The sequence below is a fragment of the Streptomyces sp. NBC_01410 genome, assembly GCF_045040195.1.
In the GTDB taxonomy this organism is placed as follows: Bacteria; Actinomycetota; Actinomycetes; order Streptomycetales; family Streptomycetaceae; genus Streptomyces.
Map to the genome: position 1 here is coordinate 7,797,406 of NZ_CP109530.1, position 24,229 is coordinate 7,821,634.

The 24,229-nt window shown below is 71.0% G+C and carries 28 protein-coding genes; 17 read left to right on the forward strand and 11 right to left on the reverse strand.

Annotated features, from left to right (window positions below):
• Positions 1–51: 51 nt before the first annotated feature.
• From OG741_RS35400 to OG741_RS35425, 6 genes are all read right to left on the reverse strand, one after another.
• On the reverse strand, positions 52–372 hold the full coding sequence (locus tag OG741_RS35400; protein WP_405604544.1) for a hypothetical protein: 321 nt from the start codon (positions 370–372) through the stop codon (positions 52–54).
• 17 nt (positions 373–389) lie between these two features.
• Positions 390–1,211 (reverse strand): alpha/beta fold hydrolase, encoded by an 822-nt coding sequence (locus tag OG741_RS35405; protein WP_405604546.1) that lies wholly within the window; start codon positions 1,209–1,211, stop codon positions 390–392.
• 145 nt (positions 1,212–1,356) lie between these two features.
• The gene (locus tag OG741_RS35410) at positions 1,357–1,557 is read right to left on the reverse strand and encodes a DUF5988 family protein (RefSeq protein WP_405604548.1); all 201 of its coding nucleotides are present in this window, start codon (positions 1,555–1,557) and stop codon (positions 1,357–1,359) included.
• An 88-nt stretch (positions 1,558–1,645) separates the two neighbouring features.
• On the reverse strand, positions 1,646–2,122 hold the full coding sequence (locus tag OG741_RS35415) for a DUF5994 family protein (RefSeq protein ID WP_405604550.1): 477 nt from the start codon (positions 2,120–2,122) through the stop codon (positions 1,646–1,648).
• 112 nt (positions 2,123–2,234) lie between these two features.
• Complete coding sequence (locus tag OG741_RS35420) at positions 2,235–2,834, reverse strand: DUF5994 family protein (protein WP_405604552.1); 600 nt, start codon at positions 2,832–2,834, stop codon at positions 2,235–2,237.
• Between the two features lie 304 nt (positions 2,835–3,138).
• Positions 3,139–3,411 carry a hypothetical protein gene (locus tag OG741_RS35425; protein ID WP_405604554.1) on the reverse strand — a complete coding sequence of 91 codons (273 nt, stop codon included), beginning with the start codon at positions 3,409–3,411 and terminating at the stop codon, positions 3,139–3,141.
• A 536-nt stretch (positions 3,412–3,947) separates the two neighbouring features.
• On the opposite strand from OG741_RS35425, the gene OG741_RS35430 reads away from it, so the two are divergent.
• The 3 genes from OG741_RS35430 to OG741_RS35440 all read left to right on the forward strand — a co-directional run bounded on the left by OG741_RS35430 (position 3,948) and on the right by OG741_RS35440 (position 7,080).
• A complete protein-coding gene (locus OG741_RS35430; protein ID WP_405604556.1) occupies positions 3,948–4,223 on the forward strand; it encodes a hypothetical protein in 276 nt (91 codons plus the stop codon).
• A gap of 144 nt (positions 4,224–4,367) precedes the next feature.
• Positions 4,368–5,633, forward strand: a complete 1,266-nt coding sequence (gene thrS / locus OG741_RS35435; RefSeq protein WP_405604558.1) for a threonine--tRNA ligase — start codon at positions 4,368–4,370, stop codon at positions 5,631–5,633.
• Positions 5,634–5,838: 205 nt separating this feature from the next.
• Entirely contained in the window at positions 5,839–7,080 is a 1,242-nt protein-coding gene (locus OG741_RS35440; protein ID WP_405604560.1) for a heparan-alpha-glucosaminide N-acetyltransferase domain-containing protein, read from the forward strand.
• Between the two features lie 18 nt (positions 7,081–7,098).
• On the opposite strand, the gene OG741_RS35445 is transcribed toward OG741_RS35440, so the two are convergent.
• Positions 7,099–7,536 carry an SRPBCC domain-containing protein gene (locus OG741_RS35445; RefSeq protein ID WP_405604562.1) on the reverse strand — a complete coding sequence of 146 codons (438 nt, stop codon included), beginning with the start codon at positions 7,534–7,536 and terminating at the stop codon, positions 7,099–7,101.
• Entirely contained in the window at positions 7,533–7,856 is a 324-nt protein-coding gene (locus tag OG741_RS35450; protein WP_328666250.1) for a metalloregulator ArsR/SmtB family transcription factor, read from the reverse strand. The genes OG741_RS35445 and OG741_RS35450 overlap by 4 nt, the downstream gene beginning before the upstream one ends.
• Before the next feature lie 87 nt (positions 7,857–7,943).
• On the opposite strand from OG741_RS35450, the gene OG741_RS35455 reads away from it, so the two are divergent.
• The 9 genes from OG741_RS35455 to OG741_RS35495 all read left to right on the forward strand — a co-directional run bounded on the left by OG741_RS35455 (position 7,944) and on the right by OG741_RS35495 (position 16,309).
• Complete coding sequence (locus OG741_RS35455) at positions 7,944–8,366, forward strand: SRPBCC domain-containing protein (protein ID WP_405604564.1); 423 nt, start codon at positions 7,944–7,946, stop codon at positions 8,364–8,366.
• Positions 8,367–8,417: 51 nt separating this feature from the next.
• Positions 8,418–8,990 carry a TIGR03086 family metal-binding protein gene (locus OG741_RS35460; protein ID WP_405604566.1) on the forward strand — a complete coding sequence of 191 codons (573 nt, stop codon included), beginning with the start codon at positions 8,418–8,420 and terminating at the stop codon, positions 8,988–8,990.
• A 197-nt stretch (positions 8,991–9,187) separates the two neighbouring features.
• Positions 9,188–9,898: a response regulator transcription factor gene (locus OG741_RS35465; RefSeq protein WP_405605958.1), complete on the forward strand. Its 711-nt coding sequence runs from the start codon at positions 9,188–9,190 to the stop codon at positions 9,896–9,898.
• Positions 9,895–11,382, forward strand: a complete 1,488-nt coding sequence (locus OG741_RS35470) for a sensor histidine kinase (protein ID WP_405604568.1) — start codon at positions 9,895–9,897, stop codon at positions 11,380–11,382. The genes OG741_RS35465 and OG741_RS35470 overlap by 4 nt, the downstream gene beginning before the upstream one ends.
• A 56-nt stretch (positions 11,383–11,438) precedes the next feature.
• A complete protein-coding gene (locus OG741_RS35475) occupies positions 11,439–11,852 on the forward strand; it encodes a hypothetical protein (protein ID WP_405604570.1) in 414 nt (137 codons plus the stop codon).
• Positions 11,849–12,076, forward strand: coding sequence for a hypothetical protein (locus tag OG741_RS35480; protein ID WP_405604572.1), 228 nt, complete (start codon positions 11,849–11,851; stop codon positions 12,074–12,076). The genes OG741_RS35475 and OG741_RS35480 overlap by 4 nt, the downstream gene beginning before the upstream one ends.
• 269 nt (positions 12,077–12,345) lie before the next feature.
• Positions 12,346–13,032, forward strand: coding sequence for a FadR/GntR family transcriptional regulator (locus tag OG741_RS35485; RefSeq protein ID WP_405604574.1), 687 nt, complete (start codon positions 12,346–12,348; stop codon positions 13,030–13,032).
• Positions 13,029–14,435 carry a hypothetical protein gene (locus OG741_RS35490; RefSeq protein WP_405604576.1) on the forward strand — a complete coding sequence of 469 codons (1,407 nt, stop codon included), beginning with the start codon at positions 13,029–13,031 and terminating at the stop codon, positions 14,433–14,435. Before OG741_RS35485 ends, OG741_RS35490 begins: the two co-directional genes overlap by 4 nt.
• Entirely contained in the window at positions 14,432–16,309 is a 1,878-nt protein-coding gene (locus OG741_RS35495) for a GMC family oxidoreductase N-terminal domain-containing protein (protein ID WP_405604578.1), read from the forward strand. Before OG741_RS35490 ends, OG741_RS35495 begins: the two co-directional genes overlap by 4 nt.
• A gap of 80 nt (positions 16,310–16,389) precedes the next feature.
• Here the strand turns inward: OG741_RS35495 and OG741_RS35500 are convergent, their stop codons facing one another.
• Positions 16,390–16,560, reverse strand: coding sequence for a hypothetical protein (locus OG741_RS35500; protein WP_405604580.1), 171 nt, complete (start codon positions 16,558–16,560; stop codon positions 16,390–16,392).
• Positions 16,561–16,758: 198 nt separating this feature from the next.
• Here OG741_RS35500 and OG741_RS35505 point away from each other — a divergent pair, with 198 nt between their 5' ends.
• Together OG741_RS35505 and OG741_RS35510 are read left to right on the forward strand one after the other, a co-directional pair.
• Positions 16,759–17,100: a hypothetical protein gene (locus OG741_RS35505; RefSeq protein ID WP_405604582.1), complete on the forward strand. Its 342-nt coding sequence runs from the start codon at positions 16,759–16,761 to the stop codon at positions 17,098–17,100.
• Between the two features lie 73 nt (positions 17,101–17,173).
• Positions 17,174–17,743: a hypothetical protein gene (locus tag OG741_RS35510; RefSeq protein WP_405604584.1), complete on the forward strand. Its 570-nt coding sequence runs from the start codon at positions 17,174–17,176 to the stop codon at positions 17,741–17,743.
• Positions 17,744–17,821: 78 nt separating this feature from the next.
• On the opposite strand, the gene OG741_RS35515 is transcribed toward OG741_RS35510, so the two are convergent.
• The gene (locus tag OG741_RS35515) at positions 17,822–19,177 is read right to left on the reverse strand and encodes a S1 family peptidase (protein WP_405604586.1); all 1,356 of its coding nucleotides are present in this window, start codon (positions 19,175–19,177) and stop codon (positions 17,822–17,824) included.
• Between the two features lie 272 nt (positions 19,178–19,449).
• Between OG741_RS35515 and OG741_RS35520 the strand changes: the two genes are divergently transcribed.
• From OG741_RS35520 to OG741_RS35530, 3 genes are all read left to right on the forward strand, one after another.
• A complete protein-coding gene (locus OG741_RS35520) occupies positions 19,450–20,250 on the forward strand; it encodes an alpha/beta fold hydrolase (RefSeq protein WP_405604588.1) in 801 nt (266 codons plus the stop codon).
• Between the two features lie 117 nt (positions 20,251–20,367).
• Positions 20,368–20,952 (forward strand): TIGR03086 family metal-binding protein, encoded by a 585-nt coding sequence (locus OG741_RS35525; protein WP_405604590.1) that lies wholly within the window; start codon positions 20,368–20,370, stop codon positions 20,950–20,952.
• A gap of 101 nt (positions 20,953–21,053) precedes the next feature.
• Positions 21,054–22,118 carry a methyltransferase gene (locus OG741_RS35530; protein WP_405604592.1) on the forward strand — a complete coding sequence of 355 codons (1,065 nt, stop codon included), beginning with the start codon at positions 21,054–21,056 and terminating at the stop codon, positions 22,116–22,118.
• A 63-nt stretch (positions 22,119–22,181) separates the two neighbouring features.
• Here OG741_RS35530 and OG741_RS35535 read toward each other — a convergent pair whose 3' ends face one another.
• Positions 22,182–23,996 (reverse strand): acyl-CoA dehydrogenase, encoded by a 1,815-nt coding sequence (locus OG741_RS35535; protein ID WP_405604594.1) that lies wholly within the window; start codon positions 23,994–23,996, stop codon positions 22,182–22,184.
• Positions 23,997–24,229 lie beyond the last annotated feature (233 nt).

Here is a 24,229-nt window from a genome sequence, read left to right on the forward strand (position 1 = left end):
ACACGCGCAGGGCTGCCCGATGGGCTTCCCCGGCTTCGAGGAAAGGTCAGCCTAGCTCTGGGGCCCGCCGTACAGGCTCTCGTACGCGATGCGTGCGGTGTCGGACTGCCGGGTGTCCTGGGCGACGGCCCACTGGCGCGTCGCCCGGTCCACCGCGATCGTCGTCCACCCGTGACCGTCCTCGTCGCTGAGATGGATCAGAAGGGTGTGCCGGTCGTGCTCGACGCGGAGGCGGTGGTCCAGGTTGGTGGCCTCGTGCAGGCCCCTTGACGCTTTCTCGGGGGTCGAGGGATCGGCGACGAAGGACGTCCATCGCCGCCCTCCCCGTGGAGGACGGGCGGGGCGATCGCCGGGTGCCACGGGGTCGGACACGGCTCTCTCCTCTGTGGTCACGGAGCGGCGGCCGGCGCCGTGCGGGCGGCGAAGGCGATCAGGTCGGCGATGACGCGTTCGGGCTGTTCCCAGTGGACGACGTGGCCCACGCCCTCGTAGGTGAGAAGACGCGAGCCGTGGATCGCGTCGAGGATGGTCTGCTGGTCGCTGCGCGGCAGGAAATCGTCCTGGTCGCCCCAGATGACGAGCGTCGGCACCAGGATGCCCGCGAGGGTCGCCCCGAGATCGGCTTCGAGCAGCCCCCGCATCGTCTCTTTCCAGACGTGGGCAGGGACTTTGAGGCTTTCGTCGATCATGGTCTCCAGAAAGCCCCTGGCCACCGGGCGGGCCACCATGCCGGACATGAGGTCCTCGACGAACGCGCGCGGGACGGGATCGGAGAGCCCTTCGATCTTCTCCTGCAGACCGGTCACCGCGGGCTTGTCCGCGAGCGTGGCGGGGACGCCGAGCAGTACCAGCCCCGATACGCGGTCGGGGTGGCTGCCGGCGACCATACGGGCGGCCACGCCGCCGCTGGAGGCCCCGACGAGGATGGCGCGGCCGATGCCCGCCGCGTCGAGGAAGGCCACGAGATCGGAGGCGAAGTCCTCGGGCCGGTAGCCGTCGGCGGGACGGTCGGCGTCGCCGTGGCCGCGCTGGGTGGGGGCGTAGCCGTGCAGGGATGCCGGAAGCCGCCTCAGCAGAGGTTCGAAGGACCACCAGGAGTCGGCGATGGCGTGGACGAAGACGACGGGAGTGCCACGGGGGTAGCCCGCCTCGGCGTAGGGGAGCGTGAGCCCGTCCCGCAGAGGCGCGGCCTTGACGGAGATGGTGGTCATGGCGGCCTTCCTCGCCGCGCCCGGACGGCCCCTGTCCGCGAGCCCGGTGGAGCCGAGCGGCGATCATTCCGATCGTACCGACGAGCGGCCCCTCCCGCCGGGGCAGCGAAGGAACCGCGCGCGGCACCGGGCCCGACCGCGGGCCCTACTCGGCGATCTCCGTCCGTTCCCACCATTCGTAGACGGGCAACCGTCCCTCGGGTGTCTCCTGATGCCGCGACGTGACCTTGAAGTGCTCGAATCCGCCGCGGTGCGGAATCTTCAGCTCTTGTCCCGGAGGCGTGATCGGGACGATCCGCTCGTGCAGATCGTCCGGCCCGCCCTCGAGGACTGCCTTGGTAGTCATAGCGCCAGTCTTCCTACCGGAGCGACCGCTCGCACCTCGGATCGAGGACGAGCTCGGCCGCTCGGCCGAAGGGCCCGAGTGTTCCCCGCTAGGCGGGAAGGATGCCGGTGTCGGCGAGGATCTGTTCCGCGGACGTGCAGTTGCCGTCCCGTATGGCCATGGTCATCGCGGCGTGCGCGGCGTCCGCGTCGGCATCGAGTGGGATCACCAGGAAGGAGAAGTGGTCCTGAGGTCCCCGAGTGATGATCATTGTGTGGTCGTCGACCGCGGACCAGTCGATACGAACCATGCGGTCATCGATGACCAGGTGGCCCGGAGCGCGGTCCCAGGCGCTTGCGTCCAGGCCGACGCGTGCGATGGGGCCCAGCTGGGCGGTCAGGGCGGTGATCAGGCCGGGCAGCTGGGCCTCGATGTCGCGGGAGCGTGGCCACCAGGCTCCGTCGAACAGCCCCACACGGCTGGAGGTGGTCTCCATCCTCAGCACGGCGGCACCGGGAACCATCGGCTGATCGCTCGTGTCCGCGAGGAGCAGGAGAGGAGTCGGAGTGCTGAAGTCGGCAGTCATGAGCGACGGCGGGGCCAGAGCCGCCCCACGGCACCGGAGGCGTGAATCAAGAGCGCGCCCAGAGCGATCATCGCGATGAGCAGGAGCACGGTGAGGAAGGTTCCCATGATCCTCACATGCCTTCCGTCGGCTCCATTGCGTGAGCGCTGACCGCTCGGCCGGCTGGAGATGAGCTCACGCGGCGCGCTTCGTGGCCGCCTTCGGAGTCCCAGACCGTCTCCCGGTTCGAGTCCCAGTCGTTCTCCGCCGCCGTCCGGAAGAACTCGGCCTCCTGGATCAGGCCGCTCGCGGTGAGACATCGCGACGGATCAGTCGCTGTGGCCATCAGCCGGGCCGCAGTGGCGGGGCTGGTCTCCGGCGGGATCACCAGCAGGTCCCAGCGGCCGGACGTGTAGGAGAGCAGCAGCAGTTTGTGGGGGTCCTGCTCGGCCTTGAACCAGCCGACATGCACCACATGTCCGGCGACAGGCACCATTCGCGGGATGACCGGCCAGAACGTGGGGTTCACGGTGACGCGGGTGATCCTGCCCCACAGCGGGTCAAGCACGGCCGTCAGCGCGGGAAGTTCCGCCGTCAGATCGCGGGAGCGGGGCCACCAGGCACCGTCGATCAGGGCCGGAGCGGTGCCGGCCGGCGCCAGCACGAGTCGGAGCGGCAACGAAGAGGAGGTCCGGTCTTCGACCGCAGGTATGTTCAGAATGGTCGCGGTCATGAGACTGACCTGCCCCCGGGCACAACACAGCCCGCCCGGTGTCGTGAATCGCCGAAAACGACACGAGCCTGGGAGCTGGTGCACGAAGTGTCCTCGGTGGCTCCAGGGTACTCCCGGCCGGTACCCACCGGACCAATGCGGAACGCCGGTCTGGACGGCATCCGGTAGCCGACGCAACGGCCCCGGCGTATACACACCGGGGCCGCCCTTCCGGGCGGTTGCACGTGAGAGTGCACCAACCCAAATTCCGACTTTACTCCCGTCCATGCCATATTTCGGGCCTGGGGTGCGGGCCGATGGCGCCTCAGCCGTGCTCTTCCTCCTCGGCCTCCATGCGTCGAATGCCTTGATGTGTCAGCGAGACCATGGCCGGCGTATTGCCCGTGGCCCAGTCGACCGTGATCAGATCCTCGCCGACCAGATAAGTGCAGGCGGCGGCCAGATCCTCTTCATGGATGCCGAGATCGTGAACCAGCTTCTCCCCGGTCACACCCAGAAGGCGGTTGCCCTCGGTGGTCTCGTACAGAGCCTGCATGATCTTCTCGCGGTATGCCTTCCGCTCGGCCAGGGATGCCATGACTGCCGCTTTCTGGAAGGGAGTTGTCAGACCTCGTCCGGATGCGGGGCGTCACCCGCGTCAGACTTGCTCGTCACAAGCCACGTCGTGTCCGGCTCGCTGGTCGCATGAAGGCCTTGCTGCCCGGCGAATGATGTGCGCGCTCCCGGTGACTTCACGGTACTCCGCCCCCAGCGCCTCGACCGTCGTGCAGGGGACGGCCCGGCCCCGTCCATTGTCCGCGAGTTGGAGAGCGCCCAGCCACGGCTCCGGTGCGGCGGGCCACGGCGTCGGCGCCACGCGGGCGCCGGGTCCGTGCTCCTTGCCCGGGCGGGCTTCGGGGCGCAGTCTGGGGTGAGGCTCCAGTGCGCACCCGTACGGAGGTCGCCGTGGTCTTCAGACGCAGCCGTCGCGACCCGATGGAATCAGGCGTGTTCCCCAGGCCCTCGGGAGCCTGCAACGCCTGCACGCGCTGTGGGCGCAGGCCCTGCTCCGTCTGGCAAGGTCCGCGCGCCGTCGGAAAGCTGGGCCGAACCACCGTGACGTTCCGCGGCTGTGTGCGTCGCACCCTGTTCGTGGCCATGGCCGTGGCCGGGCTGTTGCTCGGCGGCGGGCCGGCCGGGGTGCTGCTGACCACCGGGCCGGTCGCGGCGTTCCTCGCCCTGGTCTGGCTGGCGACGTCGGTACGGCTGGTCCGCCCCGCTCCGGCCTGCGGCGACTGGGGTGGCGGGCTCGGTGAGGGTGGCGCGGGCGTGCGCGAGCCGCGTCGGCCCAAGCCGTTTCCGCCTGCCGACGCGATCGCACTCCCGCCGCCTTCCCCTGCCGAAAACTGATCGCGTGAAGATCGGTGCCTCTGTTACGGTCGCCGCCATGAAGCGCGCTGCCATGAGCCCGACGACGACGCCGGAGAGTGTCCCGGCGCGCTGACAGTTGTCTTTGTCCGAAGCCCCGGGGCGAGTGCCCCGGGGCTTCGCCATGTGGTCACCCGCCTCACCGTCCGCGAGGAGACCACGATGCATGACCACCGCAAACTCGGCCGCGAACTGGGCCTGTTCGACACCGACCCCCTGATGGGCGCGGGCCTGCCGTACTGGCTGCCCGAGGGCGCCGCCGTCCGGCACGCCCTGGAGGAGTACATCCGCGACGCCGAACGCCGGGCGGGCTATCAGCACGTGTACTCGCCGGTGCTGGGCAAGCGGGAACTGTACGAGATCTCCGGTCACTGGTCCCATTACAGCGAGGACATGTTCCCCCCGATGGATCTCGGTGGCGAACAGGTCGTCCTGCGGCCGAGCCTGTGCCCCCACCACGCTTTGATCTATCGCTCCCGCGCCCACAGCTACCGTGAACTGCCCCTGCGAATGGCCGAGTTGGGAGGCATGTACCGCTCCGAGCTCTCCGGGGTGCTCGGCGGTCTCACCCGCGTCCGGGCGATCCAGCTGAACGACGCGCACATCTTCTGCACCCTGGACCAGGCGGCCGACGAGGCGCGGGCAGCCCTGGAGCTGATCCGCCGGGCGTACGGAGCTCTCGGCATCCGCCCCGCCCGGTACCGGCTCTCGCTTCCCGGGCCGGGCGGGAAGTATGTGGCCGACCCCGAAATGTGGCGGCGGGCCGCCGCCCTGCTCAGAGACGTACTCGACGCGTCCGGCGTCCCGTACGACGCCGTCGAAGGGGAGGCGGCGTTCTACGGTCCCAAGATCGACGTACAGATCGCCGACGGCGCCGGCCGCGAGGCCACCCTGTCCACCGTCCAGGTCGACTTCCACCAGCCCGAACGGTTCGATCTGCACTACATCGGCCCGGACGGGGCCAAACACCGGCCGGTCATGGTTCATCGCAGCGTCATCGGCAGCGTGGAGAGAGCTGTCGCCCACCTCATCGAGGTGCACGGCGGTGCCTTTCCCGCCTGGCTCGCTCCCACTCAGCTGGTGGTACTCCCGGTCTCCGAGGCCGAGTCGGGCCGGGCCGACGCGCTCGTACGGCGATGCGTCGCCCAGGGACTGCGGGCGGAAGTCGCCGGGCAGGAACGAGGCACCCTGGGCGCCCGCGTCCGCGCCGCCCGGCTCGTGCCCTACCAGGCGGTGATCGGCGCCAAGGAGGCCGACGGCGACCAGGTCGCCCTGCGTCTGCGTGACGGGCGCCGACTCGACGTCCTGCCTGCCGCCGAGGTCCTGTCCCGTATCGGCGCGCTTGTCGCCGCTCACAGCACCGAGCTGTGGGGGACCGAAGCGCTCGCGTAGCAGCTCGGTACGGCGCACCTCTGCGAAGGGGCCCGACCGCGCATCACCATCGACACCAAGAACTCCGGCTGTACCAGGCAACCTGGCCAGCCGTCTCGTCCTCCTAACGACCGCATGGGCGAACAGAGTTTCAGTCGGCATCGGTCGCAGACCGTCCCTGAACGGCCGCCCGTTGATACGAACAGACGCGGGAGCAGCAGCAAGAATGCAGGAACGTACAGCAACATCGGCCAACAGGCGTCTGCTCAGCGTGGACGTGGTCCGCGCCATCGCCGTGTTCGCCATGTTCGCCGCGCACATCGGACCCCCGGCGAAGCCCGAGGGCGCAGGTTATCTGCTGGTCGCCTTCGACGGTCGCGCGCCCGGCATCTTCACCCTGATCGCGGGCCTTTCGCTGACGCTCTCCCGGGGCGGCACCGAGCCCCGTCCACCGCTGGCCGGCACGCTGCGCGCCACGCTCGTACGCTGCGCCGTACTCGCGGTGCTCGGCATGGCGCTGACGGAGCTGAGGTCGGGGATCGCGGTGATCCTGACGTTCTTCGCCGTGTACTTCCTGACGGCGGAACCGCTGGCCCGCCTGCGCACCCGCGCACTGATCGCCGTCGCCGCGGTCTCCGTGGTGCTGGGTCCGGTCCTGTCGTACTGGCTTGGGCCGTACCTGGGACACCGCACCATCGGACGCGGCCGCTACCCCGGATTCGACGCGGTCACCGGCTGGTCCGGATTCAGTGAGGCGCTCGACACGCTGCTGGTGTCCGGCGCCTACCCCTGGCTCACCTACTTTCCTTACGTCATCGTCGGCATGGCGCTGGGCCGGGTGGTGAACCTGACGCGTACCGGAACAGCCCGTCGGCTCATCGGCTGGGGAGCAGTGACCGTGCTGGCCGGGCATGGGCTGTCCGCGCTGGCTCTCGGGCCGGCCGGCGGGCGCGCGGCCCTGCTGGATGCCATAGCCCGCAGCCACGCCTTCGCGATGAACGCCCCCGATCCGGTACAGGCCGTGCTTGCCCGACAGGCCGGGGCGATACCCAGCACCTCCTGGGCGTGGCTGCTGGTCGACGATCCCTACAGCCAGACGCCCTTCGAGACCCTCGCCAACATCGGTGTCAGCCTGCTCCTCATCGGCCTGGCAGTGGCAGCCTGCCGCCTTCAGGTGCTCGAACTGCTCCTGCGCCCGCTGGCCGTCGTCGGGACGATGGGCCTGTCGGTGTACGCCCTGCACGTCCTCGCGCGGGCGGAGCTCGAACCGCAGCACGGCTGGCCGGCCCTGGGCGCCTTCTGCGGGATCTCGCTGGTGGGGTGTGTCCTCTGGGCGTACACCTTCCGCGGCACTTCGCTCAGGCGCGGGCCGCTGGAATGGGCCCTTCATGCGATCACGCCGATCCGGAAGGCACCACCGACTCCCGAGAGCAGAGAGACCCGGAAGGCATTGACCCTGCGCGGATGACGACGGCTCGGCGCCGCGTCACATCCAGGTGTCGGGGCCGGGGTTGCCGCCCTCCGCGAGGGTGGCGAGCCGGTCGGTGTAGTGGATCCAGCCGTCCTTGTGGGCCGCGCGGGCCTGCGGGGAGGGCAGGTCGCGGTGGACCAGGCGGAGCAGTGTGCCCTCGGCGTCGGGTTCGAGGGTGATTTCGACGGTCGTCGAGCCGGGCGGGACGCCGAGGCCGCTGTCCAGCCAGCCCCAGGTGAAGACGAGGCGTTTGGGCGGGTCGATCTCGACGAAGTGGCCCTCTGCGATGTTCTGGCCGGTGACGGTGGTGCGGTAGGCGCCGCCGGGCAGGAAGCTGAACTCGCCGTCCTGGCCCATCCAGGACAGCCATTTGTTCTGGTCGGTGAAGAAGGAGAAGACGGTCTCGGGCCGGGCGTCGATGCGCCGTTCCAGCGTGACCAGATCGGTGCTCACGGGCTTGCCTCCTCGGACTTCTCGGCGCGTTCGGCCGCTTCGGCCAGTTCGGCGAGGGCGTCCAGCTTGGTGGCCCACATCGACTGCAGGTAGTCGGCCAGCGGGCCCATGCCCTCGCGGTCGGCCCGGTAGAAGCGTTTTCTGCCGTCCTGGCGCAGCGTAACCAGACCGGAGTCCCTGAGCACCTTGAGGTGCTGGGAGACCGCGCCGAAGGTGACGTCGAACCGCTCGGCGATTTCGCCCGCTGACAGCTCGGCGTCCCAGACCAGGCGAAGGATCTCGCGCCGTCTGGGTTCGGCGACCGCCCGTACCGCATCCATGACGCTCATTTTAGCCGCCGCTTCAGCTTGCCATCGCGTCGAAGTCATTTTAGTGTCGACTAAAGCAATAAGAACGGAGCACATCTCATGGCCGACATCGCGATGCAGCTGCACATCGAGGCCGACGCGGACACCGTGTACGCGGCGATCTCGACAACCGAAGGCATAAGGGGCTGGTTCACCACGACCGCCACCGCGGACCAGGGCGTGAACGGCCTGCACGAGCTGGCGTTCCCGGGCGTGCCGGAGCCCTGGCGGCTGCGCGTCGCCGAGGCGGAGCCCGGCAAGCGGCTCGTGCTGGCGGGGGAGAACGGACCCTGGACCGGCACCGTGCAGACCTACGAGGTCCTCACCCGCCCCGAAGGCGATGTCACCCTGCGCTTCACCCACAGCGGGTTCCCGGCCGTCGACGACGCCTACAGGGACTTCACCTACGGCTGGGCGACGAAGTTCGTGCAGCTCAAGGCGTATGCCGAGACGGGCGAGCCCGCGCCCTTCTTCACCTCCTGACCCGACCGTCCCACCCCCGCCGGACCACCGGCGAATCCGATGGAGAGACTCATGAACACCCAGCAGCAGGCACTGCCCACCGCCATCCGCGAATGCGCCGACGCGGTCGCCGCCACCGCCTCCGGCATCCGGGGCGACCAGCTCGGCGAGCGCACCCCGTGCGAGAAGTTCACCGTCGCCGAGCTCCTCGACCACCTGGGCGGCACCCTGACCTCCTCCGCACGAGCCGCCCGCAAGCAGCCGCAGCCCGACGAGGCCGCCGCCACGGACATGTCACCGGCGTCCGTCGCCGAGTCCGCGAACCGGGCCGCCGCGGCCTGGGGCGCCCCCGGCGCGTACGAAGGCACCACCGAGTTCGGCCCCGGCGAGATGCCTGCCGGCTTCGCCGCCACGATCACCCTGGAGGAACTCGCGCTGCACGGCTGGGACCTGGCCCGGGCCACCGGACGGTCCTTCGCCGTCAGCGAGGAGGCAGGACAGGCCACGCTCGGCGCGGTCGAACAGATCGCGGAGCAGGCCCGGATCAGGGGCTCCTACGGCCCGCCCGTCCCCGTGCCCGACAACGCACCCGCCTTCCACCGTGCGCTCGGTGCCAGCGGGAGGAATCCCGAGTGGGCCGGCTGACCGCCGACGGGAGCCGCCCCGCAAGGAGGCCGAAGCAGCGGCTTGACGATCGACGAGTGAAAGGTCCGCTCCTCCATCGGCAAGGACCCGTGTGACCTGGAGCGCAGGCTACTGGGGGGCGTCACCGTGGCTGATTCACGATAGGAAGGGGCCACGGCGTGGCGGGTGCCCACGCCGACAGGCGGGAGGGGGAGCGGATGGACGGGGACACCGGCCGCGGGCGGGTGCTGGTCGTCGACGACGACCCTGCGATCCGGCGCTCGCTGGAGCGCGGACTGAGGCTGGCCGGTTTCGCCGTGACCCTGGCCGAAGGGGGACGGCTCGCCCTCGCCCATGTACGGCAGCAGCCGACCGATGTCGTCGTGCTGGACATCTCCATGCCGGATCTCGACGGGATCCACGTGTGCCGGACACTGCGCGAAGACGACAACGACGTACCCGTACTCATGCTCTCGGCACTGGACGAGACGACGGACCGGATCGCCGGACTGCAGGCAGGCGGCGACGACTACCTGGTCAAACCCTTCGCGCTGCAGGAACTGGTGCTGCGGCTGGAGGCCCTGCTGCGCCGGCGGCCGCCCAGGGCCACCGACGTGGTGCGTATCGGTCCGCTCGTACTGGATCCCGCGGCCCGCGAAGCTCGGCTCGACGACGAGCCGCTGTCGCTGACCCGCCGGGAGTTCGAGCTACTGGAGGTCCTCGCCCGCAATGCGGGGATCGTGCTCACCAGGGACCAACTGCTCGACCGGGTCTGGGGGTACGACTTCGACGTGCGCACCGACGCCGTCGACACCTTCGTCAGCTATCTGAGGCGCAAGCTGGAGGCCGGTGGCCGTGCCCGGCTCATCCACACCGTACGAGGAGTCGGCTTCGTCCTGCGCTGTGACGACAGGGGCCAGAGCACGTGAAACTCTCCACACGCACAGCGCTCGCCGTCGGTGTCACCGTGCCGGTACTGGTACTGGCCGCCGGCTGGCTGCTGCTCCAACTCGTCACGCGTGACCTTCACGCGCAGCAGGACGCGCATCTGCGTGAGCGCGCGACCCTTGTCGCCGCGGACGCCCGCCGACTGCTGCGGGCCACCGCCGCCGACCGCCCCGCAGCGGTCGAGCAGGCGCGTGAGCGGCAGCTGTACGCCTCGGCCCTGGACGTCGGCATCCGGCTGACCGGCCCCGAGGGAACCGTCTCGGGCGGGCCTCAGCCCAGTACGTCCGTAGGTCTCCCCGACAGCGCGCCCAGACCGGTGACGATCGAGGAGGGAGACGACAGCTGGCGGGTCATGTCGGTTCGCGTACGGGGATCGCGACCCGGCGTCGACGGCACGCTGTGGCTGTTCTCCCCCGACACCGCGAGCCAGGACCAACTCGCCCTTGTCCGCAGGCGCGTGGTGACCGTGGCACTGCTGGCCGCGCCGATGGCCGGACTGCTCGGCCTGGCCGTCGCCTCCCGCGCCTCCCGCCCGCTGCGCCGACTGCAACAACGCACCAGCGGACTCGACCCGACGGCCGACACGGCACGGCTCGACCACGCTCCGACCGGGGTCACCGAGGTCGACGACCTCGCCCGGACCCTGGGGACCGTGCTCGCCCGCTATGACGAACAGGCCGCCAGAACCACGGGCGCCCTCGCCACCGCACGCTCCTTCGCGGCCGCCGCCGCGCACGAACTGCGTACGCCGCTGATGAGCATGCAGACCAACCTGGACATCCTCACCGAGCATCCCGATCTCGGAACGCAGGACCGGACCGAGGTTCTGAAGGATCTGCACAGCGAGCACACCCGGATGCTCGGCCTGCTGGTGATGCTGCGCGAGCTCGGCCGGGGCGACCTGGTGGAGGCCGAGGCCTTCGGTCCTGTGGACCTGACGGAGGTGATCGACGCCGCGGTCGCCGATGCCCGGCGCAGACACCCCACCGCGGAGATCAGTGTGCCGGTGATGCCGCGCCCGAGCGTGTACGGATGGGAGCCAGGGCTGCGAACGATCGTCGACAACCTCCTGGCCAATGCCCTGATCCACGGGCGCTGCCCCGACGGGCGGGCCCGCATCGAGGTCGGGCTGCGCGCGGGCGGGCACCCCGCGGAACCGGTCGCGGTGCTGACGGTGGACGACCGGGGACCCGGCATCCCGGCCGCGCGGCGCGACGCGGTGTTCCACCGCTTCGAGCGCGGACCGGAGAGCTCAGGCTCGGGGCTCGGCCTCACCCTGGTCGCGCAGCAGACGGCGCTGCACCGGGGCCGCGTCCAGGTCCAGGACCGGCCGACCGGCGAGGGCACCCGGTTCGAGGTCCGCCTCCCCGTTCTGGGCGAGACCGCACCGTCACTGCCGGCCGATCGGGACTGGCTGATCGCAACGGCCCGGCACCCACAAGGTTTCCACAAAGTCGGCCCCTAACTTCTGGCTGCGCGCGGGCACATGGCCTCGCGCCCCGTTCCAGGAGGCAGACCGTCATGAGGACCACCAAGACCGCAGCCCTGGCTCTCACCGCCGTGGCCGCCCTGCTCACCGCGACCGGCGCCGCCGCGGCAGACGCGGGCACACCCGGCACCGGGACACCGTCGCCGGGCGCCGAGCCGACCGGCGACGGCGCACAGGCACTGTGCAAGCGGGTGCCGAAGATCGAGAAGCGACTGGCGCGAGCCCTGACCCGCCTGGGCGGCGACGCGACACAGCGCGGGTCGATCAGCAGGCTGGAGAAGCGGGTCGAGAACGCCAGAAAGGCGGGCCACACCGAGATCGAGACCTACCTCAACGACAAGCTCGCCTTCCGGCGTTCGCTCGTCCCCACCCTGGAGAAGCGGCAGAAGGACCTGGCCGCGGTGAAGACCTGGTGCAAGGCGAACAACAACGGGAGCGGGAAGTGACTGCTCGCCGAGGCACCGGAAGGGCGGCCCTGTCCGCACTCATCCTCGTGACTGTTCTCGGCGGCGTCGCGGGGTGCGGACGGGGCGGCGACGCCAAGGGTGGCGGCGCGAGCGGCGGCTCGGCGACGACGAGCCCGTCGGATCTCCCGGAGATGCGGAACCTGGTGGATGCGGCCGAATCGGCGGCTGCCGCGGCGGAGTCGGCGGCGGGTGAGGACGACTGAGACTTCGCCGGGCCCGAACCCTCCACCCGCGAGTGGCCGGACCGTGGCCGCGCGGCGCCTCGTCAGCAGGCCCACGGGCCGGTTGCCGAGGCGCTCGGAGTAGCGCCGGCTCCCGCGCAGACGTGTGAGGGGAGGGCCCGGCACCCTCACTTCCGAGGCAGAGCGCCGTAACAGCCACGGGCAGCACGGTGATTGACGCATTGACTTCGCCCTCCCGTGCTGGTTGAGTGGCTCATCCACTGAGCCACTGAGTCCGCAGGAGGATCCCTATGGAGGCGCTGCCCCGCGAGACCATCGTCGATGTCCTGGAGACCCGGCTGCGCGAGGACATTCTCGCCGGGCGCCACCCGGCCGGCAGCTATCTGCCTCCGGAGCGACAGCTCGCCGATGGGTACGGCGTCACCCGTACCACCCTCAAGCACGCCTTCGGCCGTCTCGTCCAGGCCGGGCTGCTGGAGACACGGCACGGCGTCGGCACCCGCGTGCGCGACTACGCGCGGGTCGGCGGGGCCGATCTGCTGCCCATGCTCGTACGGCACAGTCCGGACTGGATCGGCGAGATCTTCGAAGTGCGGCGCAGCGTCGGTGCGTTGATCGCCGAACGGGCCGCCGCCCGCTCCACCGCGGAGCACCGGGCCGAGCTGCGCTCCCTGTTGGCAGCCGTGCGGGCGGCCGAGGGCGGGGATGCCGTGCAGCTCGCCGACATCGAGGTGCACAGGGCGCTGGCCCGGGCCACCGGGAACCGCGTCTATGCGCTGCTGACCAACACCCTCTTCAATGCCTATCTGCCGGTGCGGGCCGCCCTCGTGGGTCCGTTCACCGACCCCGTCGCCGCGCACGCCAGGCTGGAACCGGTGGTCGAAGCCGTCGTGGCGGGCGACGAGAGCGGCGCGCGGCGGGCCGCGGAGACGTATCTGACAGCGACCGAGCGGATCATGCTGGAGGGCCTCGCATGAGTACACGGACAGCCGGCGGAACGCGCGGGACCGTCTTCAGGGAGACCATGCTCGGCACGGTCACCCTCGACGGGGAGGACCGGGCCCGCGCGGTACGGCTCGACCTGAGGGCCGCGGCGGATCGCGTCCTGCGGCCCCGTGGCACGACCGAGGCGCGGATCACCGGGCGGATACGCGTCGCCGGATGGGCCGACGACCCTTGTACCGAGGGCGAGTTGGAGATCTCGCCGCTCGCCCGGCGGCGTATCCGCTACCGGATCTCCTTCACGGCCGATGACCGCCGCCTCACTCTCGACGGCTGGAAGTCCGTGACCCCGCGCAGGCCGCTCGCGTCGATGACCGTGCTGCCCTTCACGGTGTACGAGAACGGCACCGCGATCGGGGAAGGCACCCTGCGCTTCCCGGTGACGACGGGGCTCGTGCCCTTCCTCACGAGTTTCCGCTTCCCGCGGCGCCAGGACGCGCGTACGCACCTGGCGCCCCGGTGGAAGGGCGAGCCGGGCCGTACCGAAGTCTGGTACACCACGCTGACCGACCCGGCCACCGGTACCGGACTGTGGCTGCACCACGAACTCACCGCGCCCGCCGACGGATCCGAGGCGTTCGCGCACGGCTGGGCCGCGGTCTTCCCCAAGGACGGTCCGGTACGGCACGCCCGCTTCGGCCCCGAGAAGTGGGCCGGAAGCGGCGACGGCTTCACCGCGGACGGCGTCTTGGCCGTGCCCGGCCGGCTGTCCGGCTCGGCAGGCGCACTGCGCTGGGACCTGACCGAACAGACCTCGGACGCCCCGCTGTTCACCTTCCCCCGCTGGTCCTGGCGCCGCCCCCTGCTGCCAGCGGCCCAGATGCTTCCCGCCGCGCGCGCCTCGTACGGCGGGACCTTCTCGTACGAGAACGCCACCCTGACACCGGCCGGCGCGCCCGGAGCCTCCGCCCGGATCTACGGCCACGGCAACGCCCGCCGCTGGGCCTGGCTGCACGCGGATCTCGGCGGGGGCGATGTGCTGGAGATCGTCGCCGCAGTCTCCACCCGGCCCGGGCTGCGCCGCCTGCCGCCGATGGTGTTCCTGCGGCTGCGCAGGGGCGGCCGGACCTGGCCGCGGAGGGCGGAGCGTACGGCGGTGGGCTGGGCCGGGCTCGGGCGGTTCCGCTGCGCCATCGGCCTGCCGACCTGGACGGCGACCGGCCGTGCGGGTCTGCGCCGTATCCGCGTCGAGGTCACCCAGCCCGAGGAGCGCACGCTCGCGCTCGACTACACCGATCCTGACGGCAGCCACGCGACCTGCCGCAACAGTGAACGTGCTGACGCGCATGTCCTGTTGGAACGCTGGTGGGGCGGCTGGCGCACCGAGGCCGAGTGGACCCTGGACGGCACCGCACACGCCGAGGTGGGCACCCGATGAGTCTTAACGGCCTGGTGGCCGCGCTCATCGCCGACGACGGCACCGCCGACTGGCCCGCACGGGTTCCCGGCAGGCTGGAGGCCGTCCTCGGCTCGATGCCCGCGCCCACGCGGGCCGGGGTCCGGGCGGCGGCGCGTGCGCTCGACGCGTATGCCCTGGCCCGCACCGGCCGCAGGCTGTCCGGCCTCAGCGCCGCGGAGCGGGAGTCCGTGCTCGGCTCGCTCGGCGCCCGCCCCGCGCTGCTGCCCCTCCTCGACGTGCTCAAGGTGCCCGTTCTGCTGGCCGCCGGGACCGAGCGGATGCTTGAACACGGCGTACCCACCCCGGGGTTGACGCGCGCGGATCCGCCGCTCGACTGCACCCCGTCGCGCGAGTGGCGGGCCCGGTCCACGGCGGACGCCGTGGTCATCGGCTCCGGCGCGGGTGGCGCCATGGCGGCCCGGACCCTGGCCCGGGCCGGTCTCCGCGTCGTCGTACTGGAGGAGGGGCACCACCACTCCACAGCGTCCTTCGGACGGCGCACCCCGCTCGACCGGTTCGCCGACCTCTACCGCGACGGCGGGGCGACCGTCGCCGTGGGGAATCCGCCCCTGCTGCTTCCGGTGGGCCGCGCGGTCGGCGGCACGACCGTCGTCAACTCCGGGACCTGCTACCGCACTCCGGACCATGTGCTGGCACGCTGGACGGACGACTTCGGCTTCTCGCCCGCCGAACGCTTCGGCCCGTACCTCGACGAGGTCGAACGCACCCTCAACGTGGCCACCCAGCCGATGGACGTCCTCGGCAACAACGGCCGGCTCGCGCTCGCCGGAGCCGAACGCCTCGGCTGGCAGGCCGCGCCCCTGCGCCGCAACGCGACCGGCTGCAAGGGCTCCTGCCAGTGCGTGGTCGGCTGCCCCACCGGCGCCAAACAGAGCGTGCAACTGTCGGTCCTGCCCGACGCATGCGCCGCGGGAGCCCGCATCGTCACGGGCGCCCGGGCCCGGCGTGTCCTCGTGGACGCCGACCGTCCCGGAGGGCCCCGCGCGATGGGTGTGCTCGCAGGGAGGGAGGACGGCGGCGAGTTCGAGATCCTCGCGCCGCTGATCGTCGTCGCCGCGGGCGCCCTGCAGTCCCCGCTCCTGCTGCGCCGCTCGGGCCTGGGCGGCCACCCACGGCTCGGCCGCAACCTCAGCGTCCATCCGGCGACCAGCGTCGCGGGCCGTTTCGCCGAGCCGGTGACCGCCTGGGAGGGGGTGCTGCAGAGCGTCGGCGTGGAGGAGCTGCACGACCAAGGCGTACTGATCGAGGCCACCGCGACCCCGCCGGGCATGGGTTCCTTCGTACTGCCGGGCCTGGGAGGCGAGTTGCGGCGCGAACTGGAGAGCGCCGACCGGCTCGCCACACTCGGCGCGATGATCGCCGACCGCCCGTCGGGGCGGGTACTGGGCCGTGAACGGACCCTGCTCCGCTACGACCTGGACCCGCGCGACGGCGACCGCCTGATGCTCGCCGTACGCGCGATGGGCCAACTCCTGTTCGCGGCGGGCGCGGAGGAGGTCCTCACCGGCATCGCCGTCGCGCCCCGCGCCCGCTCACTGACCGAACTGGACGAAATCCTCGGGCGCGTGGGCCCGCGCAATCTGCACCTGTCCGCCTACCACCCCACCGGCACGGTCTCCGCCGGTGCCGACGCCCAGCGCTTCCCGGCCGATCCCGCCGGGCGGCTGCGCGGAGTGCACGGGGTGCTGATCGCGGACGCGGCGGTGCTGCCGGGCTGCCCGGAGGTCAATCCACAGTTGAGCATCATGGCCGCGGCACTGGCAGTCACCGAGGGCCACGTGGAGGGGGCACGGGGCCCGGACCGTCCCCGCGCGGTGGTTCAGCTGCGCTGACCCGACGGGCCGACAGTGGCGGGCCGCAGACGAATGCGGCCCGCCACTGTCGCGCACCTCTGCCGGTCGCGGTGACGCGGCTATTCGGCCGCAGGGAGGATGTCGTCCACACCTTCGAGTGAACCGTCCGCGACGGTCGGCACGGCGATCGGAAGCCCCAGGGACTCACCGAGCGTGTCGGCGTGAGCGCTGGGGGACGGGGCGATGAGGGAGGCAACGACACCGGTGACGAGGGACGCAACAGCGGCCATGCTTCGCTTCTTCATACCGTGGTCAACGGCCGGAGCCCCGCGACGTCACGGGTGGCCCCGCATCCTGAGTGCGCGGCTGCGCCGTAGCCCGGCCGGCCGCGCACCGGATGCCGCCCGGTCGTGAACCCGGCAAGGTGGCCTCCACCAGGACCTTTCAGGGACCTTCCCGGACTCTTCCGTACAGACAGAGGACCGCTCATGGCCGTGACCGATCACCGGCGCCTCGGCGTTGCCACCGGGGCAGCGCTCCTGACCATCGCCGTCGCGGGCTGCTCCGACCTCGGCCGCAACGCGGCCGGCACCGTCTCCTACGCAACCGAGAAGGAGAGGGTTGTGACCGTGAGCAACCCCTTGGTCAAGGGCTGCCACCGCTTCGGGTCCGCCGGAGCTGTCGAGGTCGTCAACAACACCCTCGTGGACATGGTCCTGTATCCCAACGACGACTGCTCCGGGGACATGACGACGTATCTTGCGACGACCCTCACCGACAGCATCGCGCCCAACACCCCGCCGTGGGGCAGCTACACCCTCGTCCACTGAGAGCCGAGTGGAACGGAACCGTCGCCGTACGCATCTGGACAGCGGGAACAACAAGCGACGGGGGAGAGTCCAGATGACGACGAGTCGAGGTTTACGCAGGGCCGGTGCCGTGACGGTGGTGGCACTGCTCTGCTGCGGGCTGCTGGTGTCGTGCGGCCAGGAGAAGCAGGAGCCGAGCACGGTGGTGGCCGACGGTTCCGTACCGGGACAGCCGGGAACGGTCGAGGGCGGCGCCGATAAGACGACCGACGAGACGACCGACACGACCACTGATGAGACCACCGACGAGTCCGGAGCGGCGCAGCCCGACCTGACGACCGAGGGCGACGGCGAGCCGGTGATCAGCTCGGAGGAGGAGATGGCGGGCTGGTACGACGCCAAGGCGGACTTCCGCGGCCACCTCGCATCGAACGGCGACAGGACCGACGACGTGCTCGGCCCGCTGGCGGTCAAGGTCATCATCCGCAAGGTGGGGGACACCAACGAGGCGCAGGTGTGGATGAAGGTCGCCCACAGTTCGGACAAGGACATGCAGCGCATGGCCGGCGCCTTCGCCAAGTGGCGTCAGGACGTGTACGACGACAAGGGCCATGTGAGCGTCCTGATCTCCGCGAAAATGGGCGGTGTCGAGAAGGACTGGTAGCCGCCGCCTGCCGCCCCAACCTGCCTGCCGCCCGTCCTGTCTGCCGCCCGTCCTGTCTGCGGGTCAGCTCTCTGCGGGTCAGCTCCAGCTCTGCGAGTAGTGCGTACGGTAGCGGCGACGATCCTGGGCCGACCAGATCGAGCGAGTGGCGATCAGCCCGATGAGGCTCACCGCCAGGACGACGAGTCCCGGTGCGAGTGCCCGGGGGCCGAAGAATGCGGTGATCGTTGCCGGACCGCTCGCCTGCCCCGGCCCGGGCGGTGTATCGGCCCCCGCCGGAGCCGGGGGCAGAGCCGCGGGGTTGAGGGGAGCCTGGCTCGCGCCATTGCCCTGCGCGGGAGCGGTGCCGCCGGTCAGGTTCACCCCGAGGGCCGCCATCGCCTTGGTCGCGGGCTGGAAGAACGTGGTCCCTCCGGTGCTGCAGTCGCCGCTGCCGCCCGAGGTCACCCCGAGCGCCAGTCCCTCGGCGAACAGCGGGCCTCCGCTGTCCCCGGGCTCGGCACAGACCGTCGTCTCGATCAGGCCGCTGACCGTGCCTTCGGGGTAGTTGACCGTCGCGTTCAGCCCGGTCACGCGGCCGGAGCGCAGTCCCGTGGTGCTCCCGCTGCGGAAGACCTGCTGGCCGACGGCGGGATCGGCCGCCCCGGTGATCTGGACCCCTTTGCCGCCACCGACGTTCACGACGTTGGCTCCGCCGGGCGTCTCGCCGTTGCGGTACTGGACGAGCGAGAAATCCGTGCCGGGGAAGTTGCTGGAGGTGGTGGCGCCGAGCGGCTGGCTGCCTCGCTTGTCCTTGAACCAGGTGGTGCCGACCGGGCCGCAGTGGCCGGCCGTCAGGATGAAGTTGTCGCGGCCGTTGGTCACGTTGAAGCCCGCGGAGCAGCGGCCGTTGGGGGCGAGGATCGGCTCGGCGCCGTTGACCCTCGTGGTGAAGGCGCCTGTGGTGCGCTGCATTTGTACGAAGCCGCCGATGTCCTCGGCGACGCCCGACATGCGGGACCAGTCGGTGGCCGAGACGGTGCTGTCGGCCCGTACCACGACCTTGTTGGTCGCGTAGTCCACGGCCCATGCGGTGCCGGGCACACGGGGGGCTTCGCTCAGGGTCTCGGTGGCCGAGCGGAGCCGGCTCATGCTGTGCCGGACGACTTTGGCGCGCGCCCCGGCCCGCTCGACCTCGGCCGCCGCGTCCGCGTCGGTCACCGCGACGACCTGTCGCCCGTCGTCGCCGATCCAGCTTCCGGCGGTACGGGACATGCCGAGCTCGGACACGAGACGTGCCCCCAGGCCGTTGTTCTCGGAGGTGCTGCCCGGGCCCCCTCTCGGACTGGAGCCTTCGCCCGCCACGGCGTCGGTGATCATCAGCCCGCCGCAGAGCAGTCCGCCGACTGCCGCCAGCCGCGCGAACCGCTGCACCCTGCGTCGTGCGTGCGTCATCTCCTGGCCCCTCAGTCGTATCCGGGACGGCGCTGTGAACGCCGGAGGCCCCGGACGTCGGGAGCCCTCCTCTCATACGTGGCGCCGTGCCACTCGGTTCACCGCGCGGCCGCCGGAAGTCAGCAGTCGGCGTCCCATGTACAGCTCGGCGCAGGGGAGCAGGCGGAACCCGCCGCCGCGGGACATGCCGCGTTCGGCTCAGGGTCGTCGTGCCGCCCCAGTACGCGCGCCACACTGGGGCCCGCCCGAAGGCGTGAGACGGAGGTCCCATCGTGAGCAGTACCGAGGAGTTCCTTGCGTGGGACATCCGCGAGTCCGGGCCCGCCGATGCCGCGCACCGCGTACTGCTGCTGCCCGGCGCACTCTGCAGTACCGCGTTCTACGACGACATGGTCGCCGAACCGGTGCTCGCCACCGCGCCGGTGCGGCTGGTGGCCGCGACGGTCCCGGGCTTCGCCGGCACCGAAGCCCCGCAGGACGTGAGCATGGAGAACTACGCAGCGCTCGCGGGTGCCCTCGCCGCGGAGCGGGGCTGCGATGTCGTGGTCGGCCACAGTTTCGGCGCCAACATCGCTCTGGAGATGGCGGCCGGCGGGCACTTCGCCGGCCGCCTCGTGCTGCTGTCCCCGACGTTCTCGCGGCCTGACGAGTTCAAGGAACTCGCCGTCGCCGACCGCCTCGGGCAGCTGCCCGGTATCGGCTCACTGACCTGGTCCGCCTTGGTGCGGCTCACACCGCGCGCGATGGCGAAGAGCCTGCCCGAGGCCCATCGCGACATGCTGGTCGCCGAGCTGAAGAAGAACGACGCGGCCTTCTGCCGCCGAAGCGTCCGGCACTACTTCGACTACCTGGACCACCACGGATCGCTGGTCCCACGGCTGCGTGACTCGGGCGCGCAGGCCTGGGTCGTACGAGGAGACCGCGACGAGATCGGGCTGACCGACGAGGAGCGCGCCGCGCTTGAGGCAAGCCCCGGCGTCACCCTGGTCACCATTCCCGACGCGACCCACATGGTGATGACGGATCAGCCCGCACAGGTCGCCGAACTCCTCGCCCAGGTGGTCCTCGGCTGAGGACCGGGAGCGCTCAATGCCCCGGCAGAACCGCGACGTTGGTGACCGATGAGTTGTGGCCGCGGCCGGAGTCCTACCGGTGGCACGTCCTCAGCGCTGTGGGAACGAGAGGGAAACATGAACGAGATCGCCGAACGCTACCGCCGCCACGCCGACGCCTTCGAGCGGAAGGTTGCCGCCGTGGAGTCCAGCCAGTGGGCCGGCCCGTCACCGTGCGAGGACTGGACGGCCCGGGACGTCGTGGGCCACATCATCGACATGCACGGCGTGATGCTGCGCCCCCTGGGCCGCTCTCTCAGCCCCGCGCCCCGGCTGGAGGACGACCCGCTGGGCGCTTTCACCTCCGCACGTGCCGACATCCAGGCCGTGCTCGACGACCCGGAGAGCGCCGGGACGCCGTGCGACACGCCCAACGGCCGTATGACGGTCGAGCAGCAGATCGACCAGGTCATCAGCGACGACATGGTGCTCCACGCCTGGGACCTCGCCCGGGCCACCGGGCAGGACGACCGTATGGACCCGGCGGACGTCGAGCGGATGTGGTTGTCGACCTCGGCCGTTCCGGACGACGTGATGGAGAAGCTGCGCACGCCGGAAGCCTTCGGCCCGGGCGTGAAGGTCTTCGGCCCGGAGGTGCCGGTCCCCGAGGACGCCCCACTGCAGGACCGGCTGCTCGGCATGATCGGACGCGACCCCCGCTGAGCCCACCAGCGTTCCTTGAGTGTGGTTCGAGCGGGCTGCGACGGAGGTGATCGAGGCTGGCGCCACGAGCCGGGTCTGTGGGGCGGAGGGGTGTGGGGCCAATGGGTGCTGTTCGTTCCGAGGCTTCGGGCGAGGCGGCTACGGAGGAGGATCTCTCCGGCGAGCTGTTCGAACTGGCCGTGGGGTATGTGTACTCGGCGGCGTTGCAGGCCGCGGCCCGCTTCCGTATCGCGGACCTTCTCGCCGGAGGTCCCCGTACGTGCGGCGAGCTGGCCGAGTCGGCCGGTGTGGACGCAGCGAGTCTGCAACGGGTGCTGCGGTATCTGGCGACGAAGGGCGTCTTCCGCGAGGACGGCGCGGGGTGTTTTCATCTGACGCCGCTCGCGGATCCCCTGCGCTGTGATGCGCCTCGCTCTCTGCGGGACTTCGTCCTGATGCGTGGCGAGGACGTCTTCTGGCGGCCCGCCGGCCGGCTTCATGAAGCGGTACGCACCGGCGGCACGGTCTTCGAGGACCTCTTCGGCGTCCCGTTCTACGACTATCTGGCGACCGATCCCGCACTGGCGGCGCGCTTCAACGCCAGCATGGCGGCGTTCTCCGACACGCTGAGCGACGATGTCGCCCGCGCCTACGACTTCTCGGCCGCCGGCGGCGGCACCGGGCACGTCGTCGACGTGGGCGGCGGGCGCGGCGGGCTGCTGCGGGCCGTGCTGCTGCGCCATCCGGGGCTGACAGGTGTGCTGTTCGAGCTGCCCTCGGTGGTCGCCGACCATGTGCTGGACGAGCCGGGGCTGGCCGGGCGCTGGAGCGCGGTGGCGGGCAGCTTCTTCGACGCGGTGCCGGCCGGCGGCGACGTCTACCTCCTCAAGCATGTCCTGGCCAGCTGGCCCGACGAGGAGGCGGTGCGCATTCTCGCCGAGTGCCGCCGCGCCATGTCGGACCAGGCGCGGCTGTTGGTCGTCAACGCGCTGATCCCGCAGGGGAACGCCCCCCATCCCGGCAAGAGCATCGACACGATGATGATGACCGTGCTGAACGGCAAGGGGCGTACCAGGGACGAGTACGAGGCGCTTCTGGACCGTGCGGGTCTCACGGTGACCCGGGTGCTGCCGGTCTCGCCGCATGCCGCCGTCATTGAGGCCGCGCGGGCCGAAGCCGTCGGCTGAACGGGCGGCCGCGGGCTGAACGGGCCGCCCCGCCCCGGAGGGAGCCGGGGCGAGGCGGGGCCGTCAGTCGTCCAGGACGCGGTCGAGATATCCGCCGCTGGCGATGGGGATGGCGGACAGGAATTCGCCGGGCAGGTCGAACGCGTCGACGAGGGTCATCATGTGGGGGGCCAGGTCGGCGATGGCCTCCTCCATGACGTTGGACCAGGCGCGGACATGATGGTTGTTCAGGGCGCCTTCGGCGAGCAGGTCGCCCGTGTGAGCGCACAACTGGCGTAGCAGGAACAGCCTGCACAGCCCGTGGAGCAGGTGTGCCGCGGTCGGGTCGGTGGCCCGGGCGGCGGCGGCGATGAAGGCGTCGGCGGCGTTGAGGCTGGCGTGGGTGGAGACCATCTCAAGGCCGGCCGAGGACGCGGCGTTCCACCGGTTCAGCGGGCTTTTCGCCGGGGCCCTGCGCACGGCGGCCCGCGCCCGTAACTGCCATATGCCTTCGACGTCGGCGAGCAGGGCACGCAGGAAACCGAGGTCGTTGAGAGCCTGTTCGGCCGTTCCGGAGTGGTGATGGGAGCCGGGCCGGGTGGTCTGGTGGCCGAAGACCATCTCGGACGCGGCCTTTACCCAGACCACCAGGTTGTCGCCCTCCGCGGTGATCGAGCTCTCCAGGTTCAGCGGGAAGTCGGCAAGGCCGTTGGCGGGGAACAGGCCCTGGGCACCGCAGCGTTCGCGGCACTCGAGGGTGATGTCCCGGGCCTGCCACGTGATCCAGCCTTTGGCGATGGCGGTCAGCCGCTCGGCCTCGGCCCGGTCCTCGGGGGTGTGCTGGGACCAGCGGGAGACGACCGCACGGTGCAGAAAGGTCATCGCGTACGCCTTGGACAGCGCGTACAGCAGCCGGCCGTGATGGCTCCGGTGGGCGGCCAGCGGCACCCGCTCGCCCGCCCTCGGCCCGCTGATGTGGCGGTGGTGCGCATAGCGCACCGCGATGGCCAGGGCCGCCCGCGATACGCCCACGCCCTTGGCGCTGAGGCAGAGTTTGCCCACGGTGACGCGGCCGATCGAACGCAGGAAGCGTCTTCGCCGGCTGCCCAGGCTGCCGGTGACGAGCCCGTCGTGGTCCAAGTGCCCGTGATCCGCCTCCATCAGCGCCTCGCGGGGCAGCCGCACCTGGTCGAACGAGGTGAGGCAGTGGTCCAGCGGGACGCCGGTGCGCTCCGGCAGCATCCGGATCCGGACCCCGGGCAAGGGGCCGTGCTCATCGCTCAGCGGCGTCAGGAACAGGCAGACGCCCTGGTCCTGGCCGTCGATGAGGAGCCGCGCGGCCACCACCGCGCTCTTCGGACCGCCGATCATGCTGGTGTTCGGCATGAACTTCTGCGCACCGGGGGTGGGCGTGTGCAGTACGAAGCCGCCGGAGGCACGGTCGAGGGCTGCCGTGGTCTCCAGGCCCGCGACGTCGTTGCCGTGATCGAGCTCCGTGCACAGAAACGTTCCTGTGCGCTGCATGGACGTGAACTCCGACAAGTTGCGGCGGCGTTCGGGGTCGTGGTCGAGGAGGCTGCCCAGGAACAGGTTGTAGTGGATCCCCGCCACCGTTCCCAGCGCCGCGTCCACCACCCCCGTCCACTCGTGCAGGCTGGCCAGCCGACGGGGGTCGCCCGCCAGCGCCTCGGGACTGTCGAGGGCGCCGTTGAGCAGGCGCAGCCGGGCGTAGGAACGGGCGATGCGCTGTTCTTCGGACAGCCCCGGACGGTAGCGGAACTCCTCGCCGGCGATCAGCGCGCGCCAGGTGCCGTGGACGCGGTCCCGGTCCTCCCGGTCGAAGAGCAGATGCGCCAGTTCGGCGGCGGCTGTGGCCGGGGCGGCGGTTTCGGACCCCATGGGCGGGAGTGGTCTCCCCGCGGTCTGGGGATGGTCATCCTTCTGGAACGTCAGCAGGGTCATGGGACCTCTCCGCAGAGACGTCGAGTCAGGGAAGGAAGTTCAATGGCCCATAAAGATACGGCCCAACCGGTTTTTTGCAAGGAATCCAGGGAAGTCGCAGGTCAACTATGCGCTGTTGGGCCCCGTATGACCGGAAGGCGACCGTCCGGGATGCCTTGAAAAACCGGACG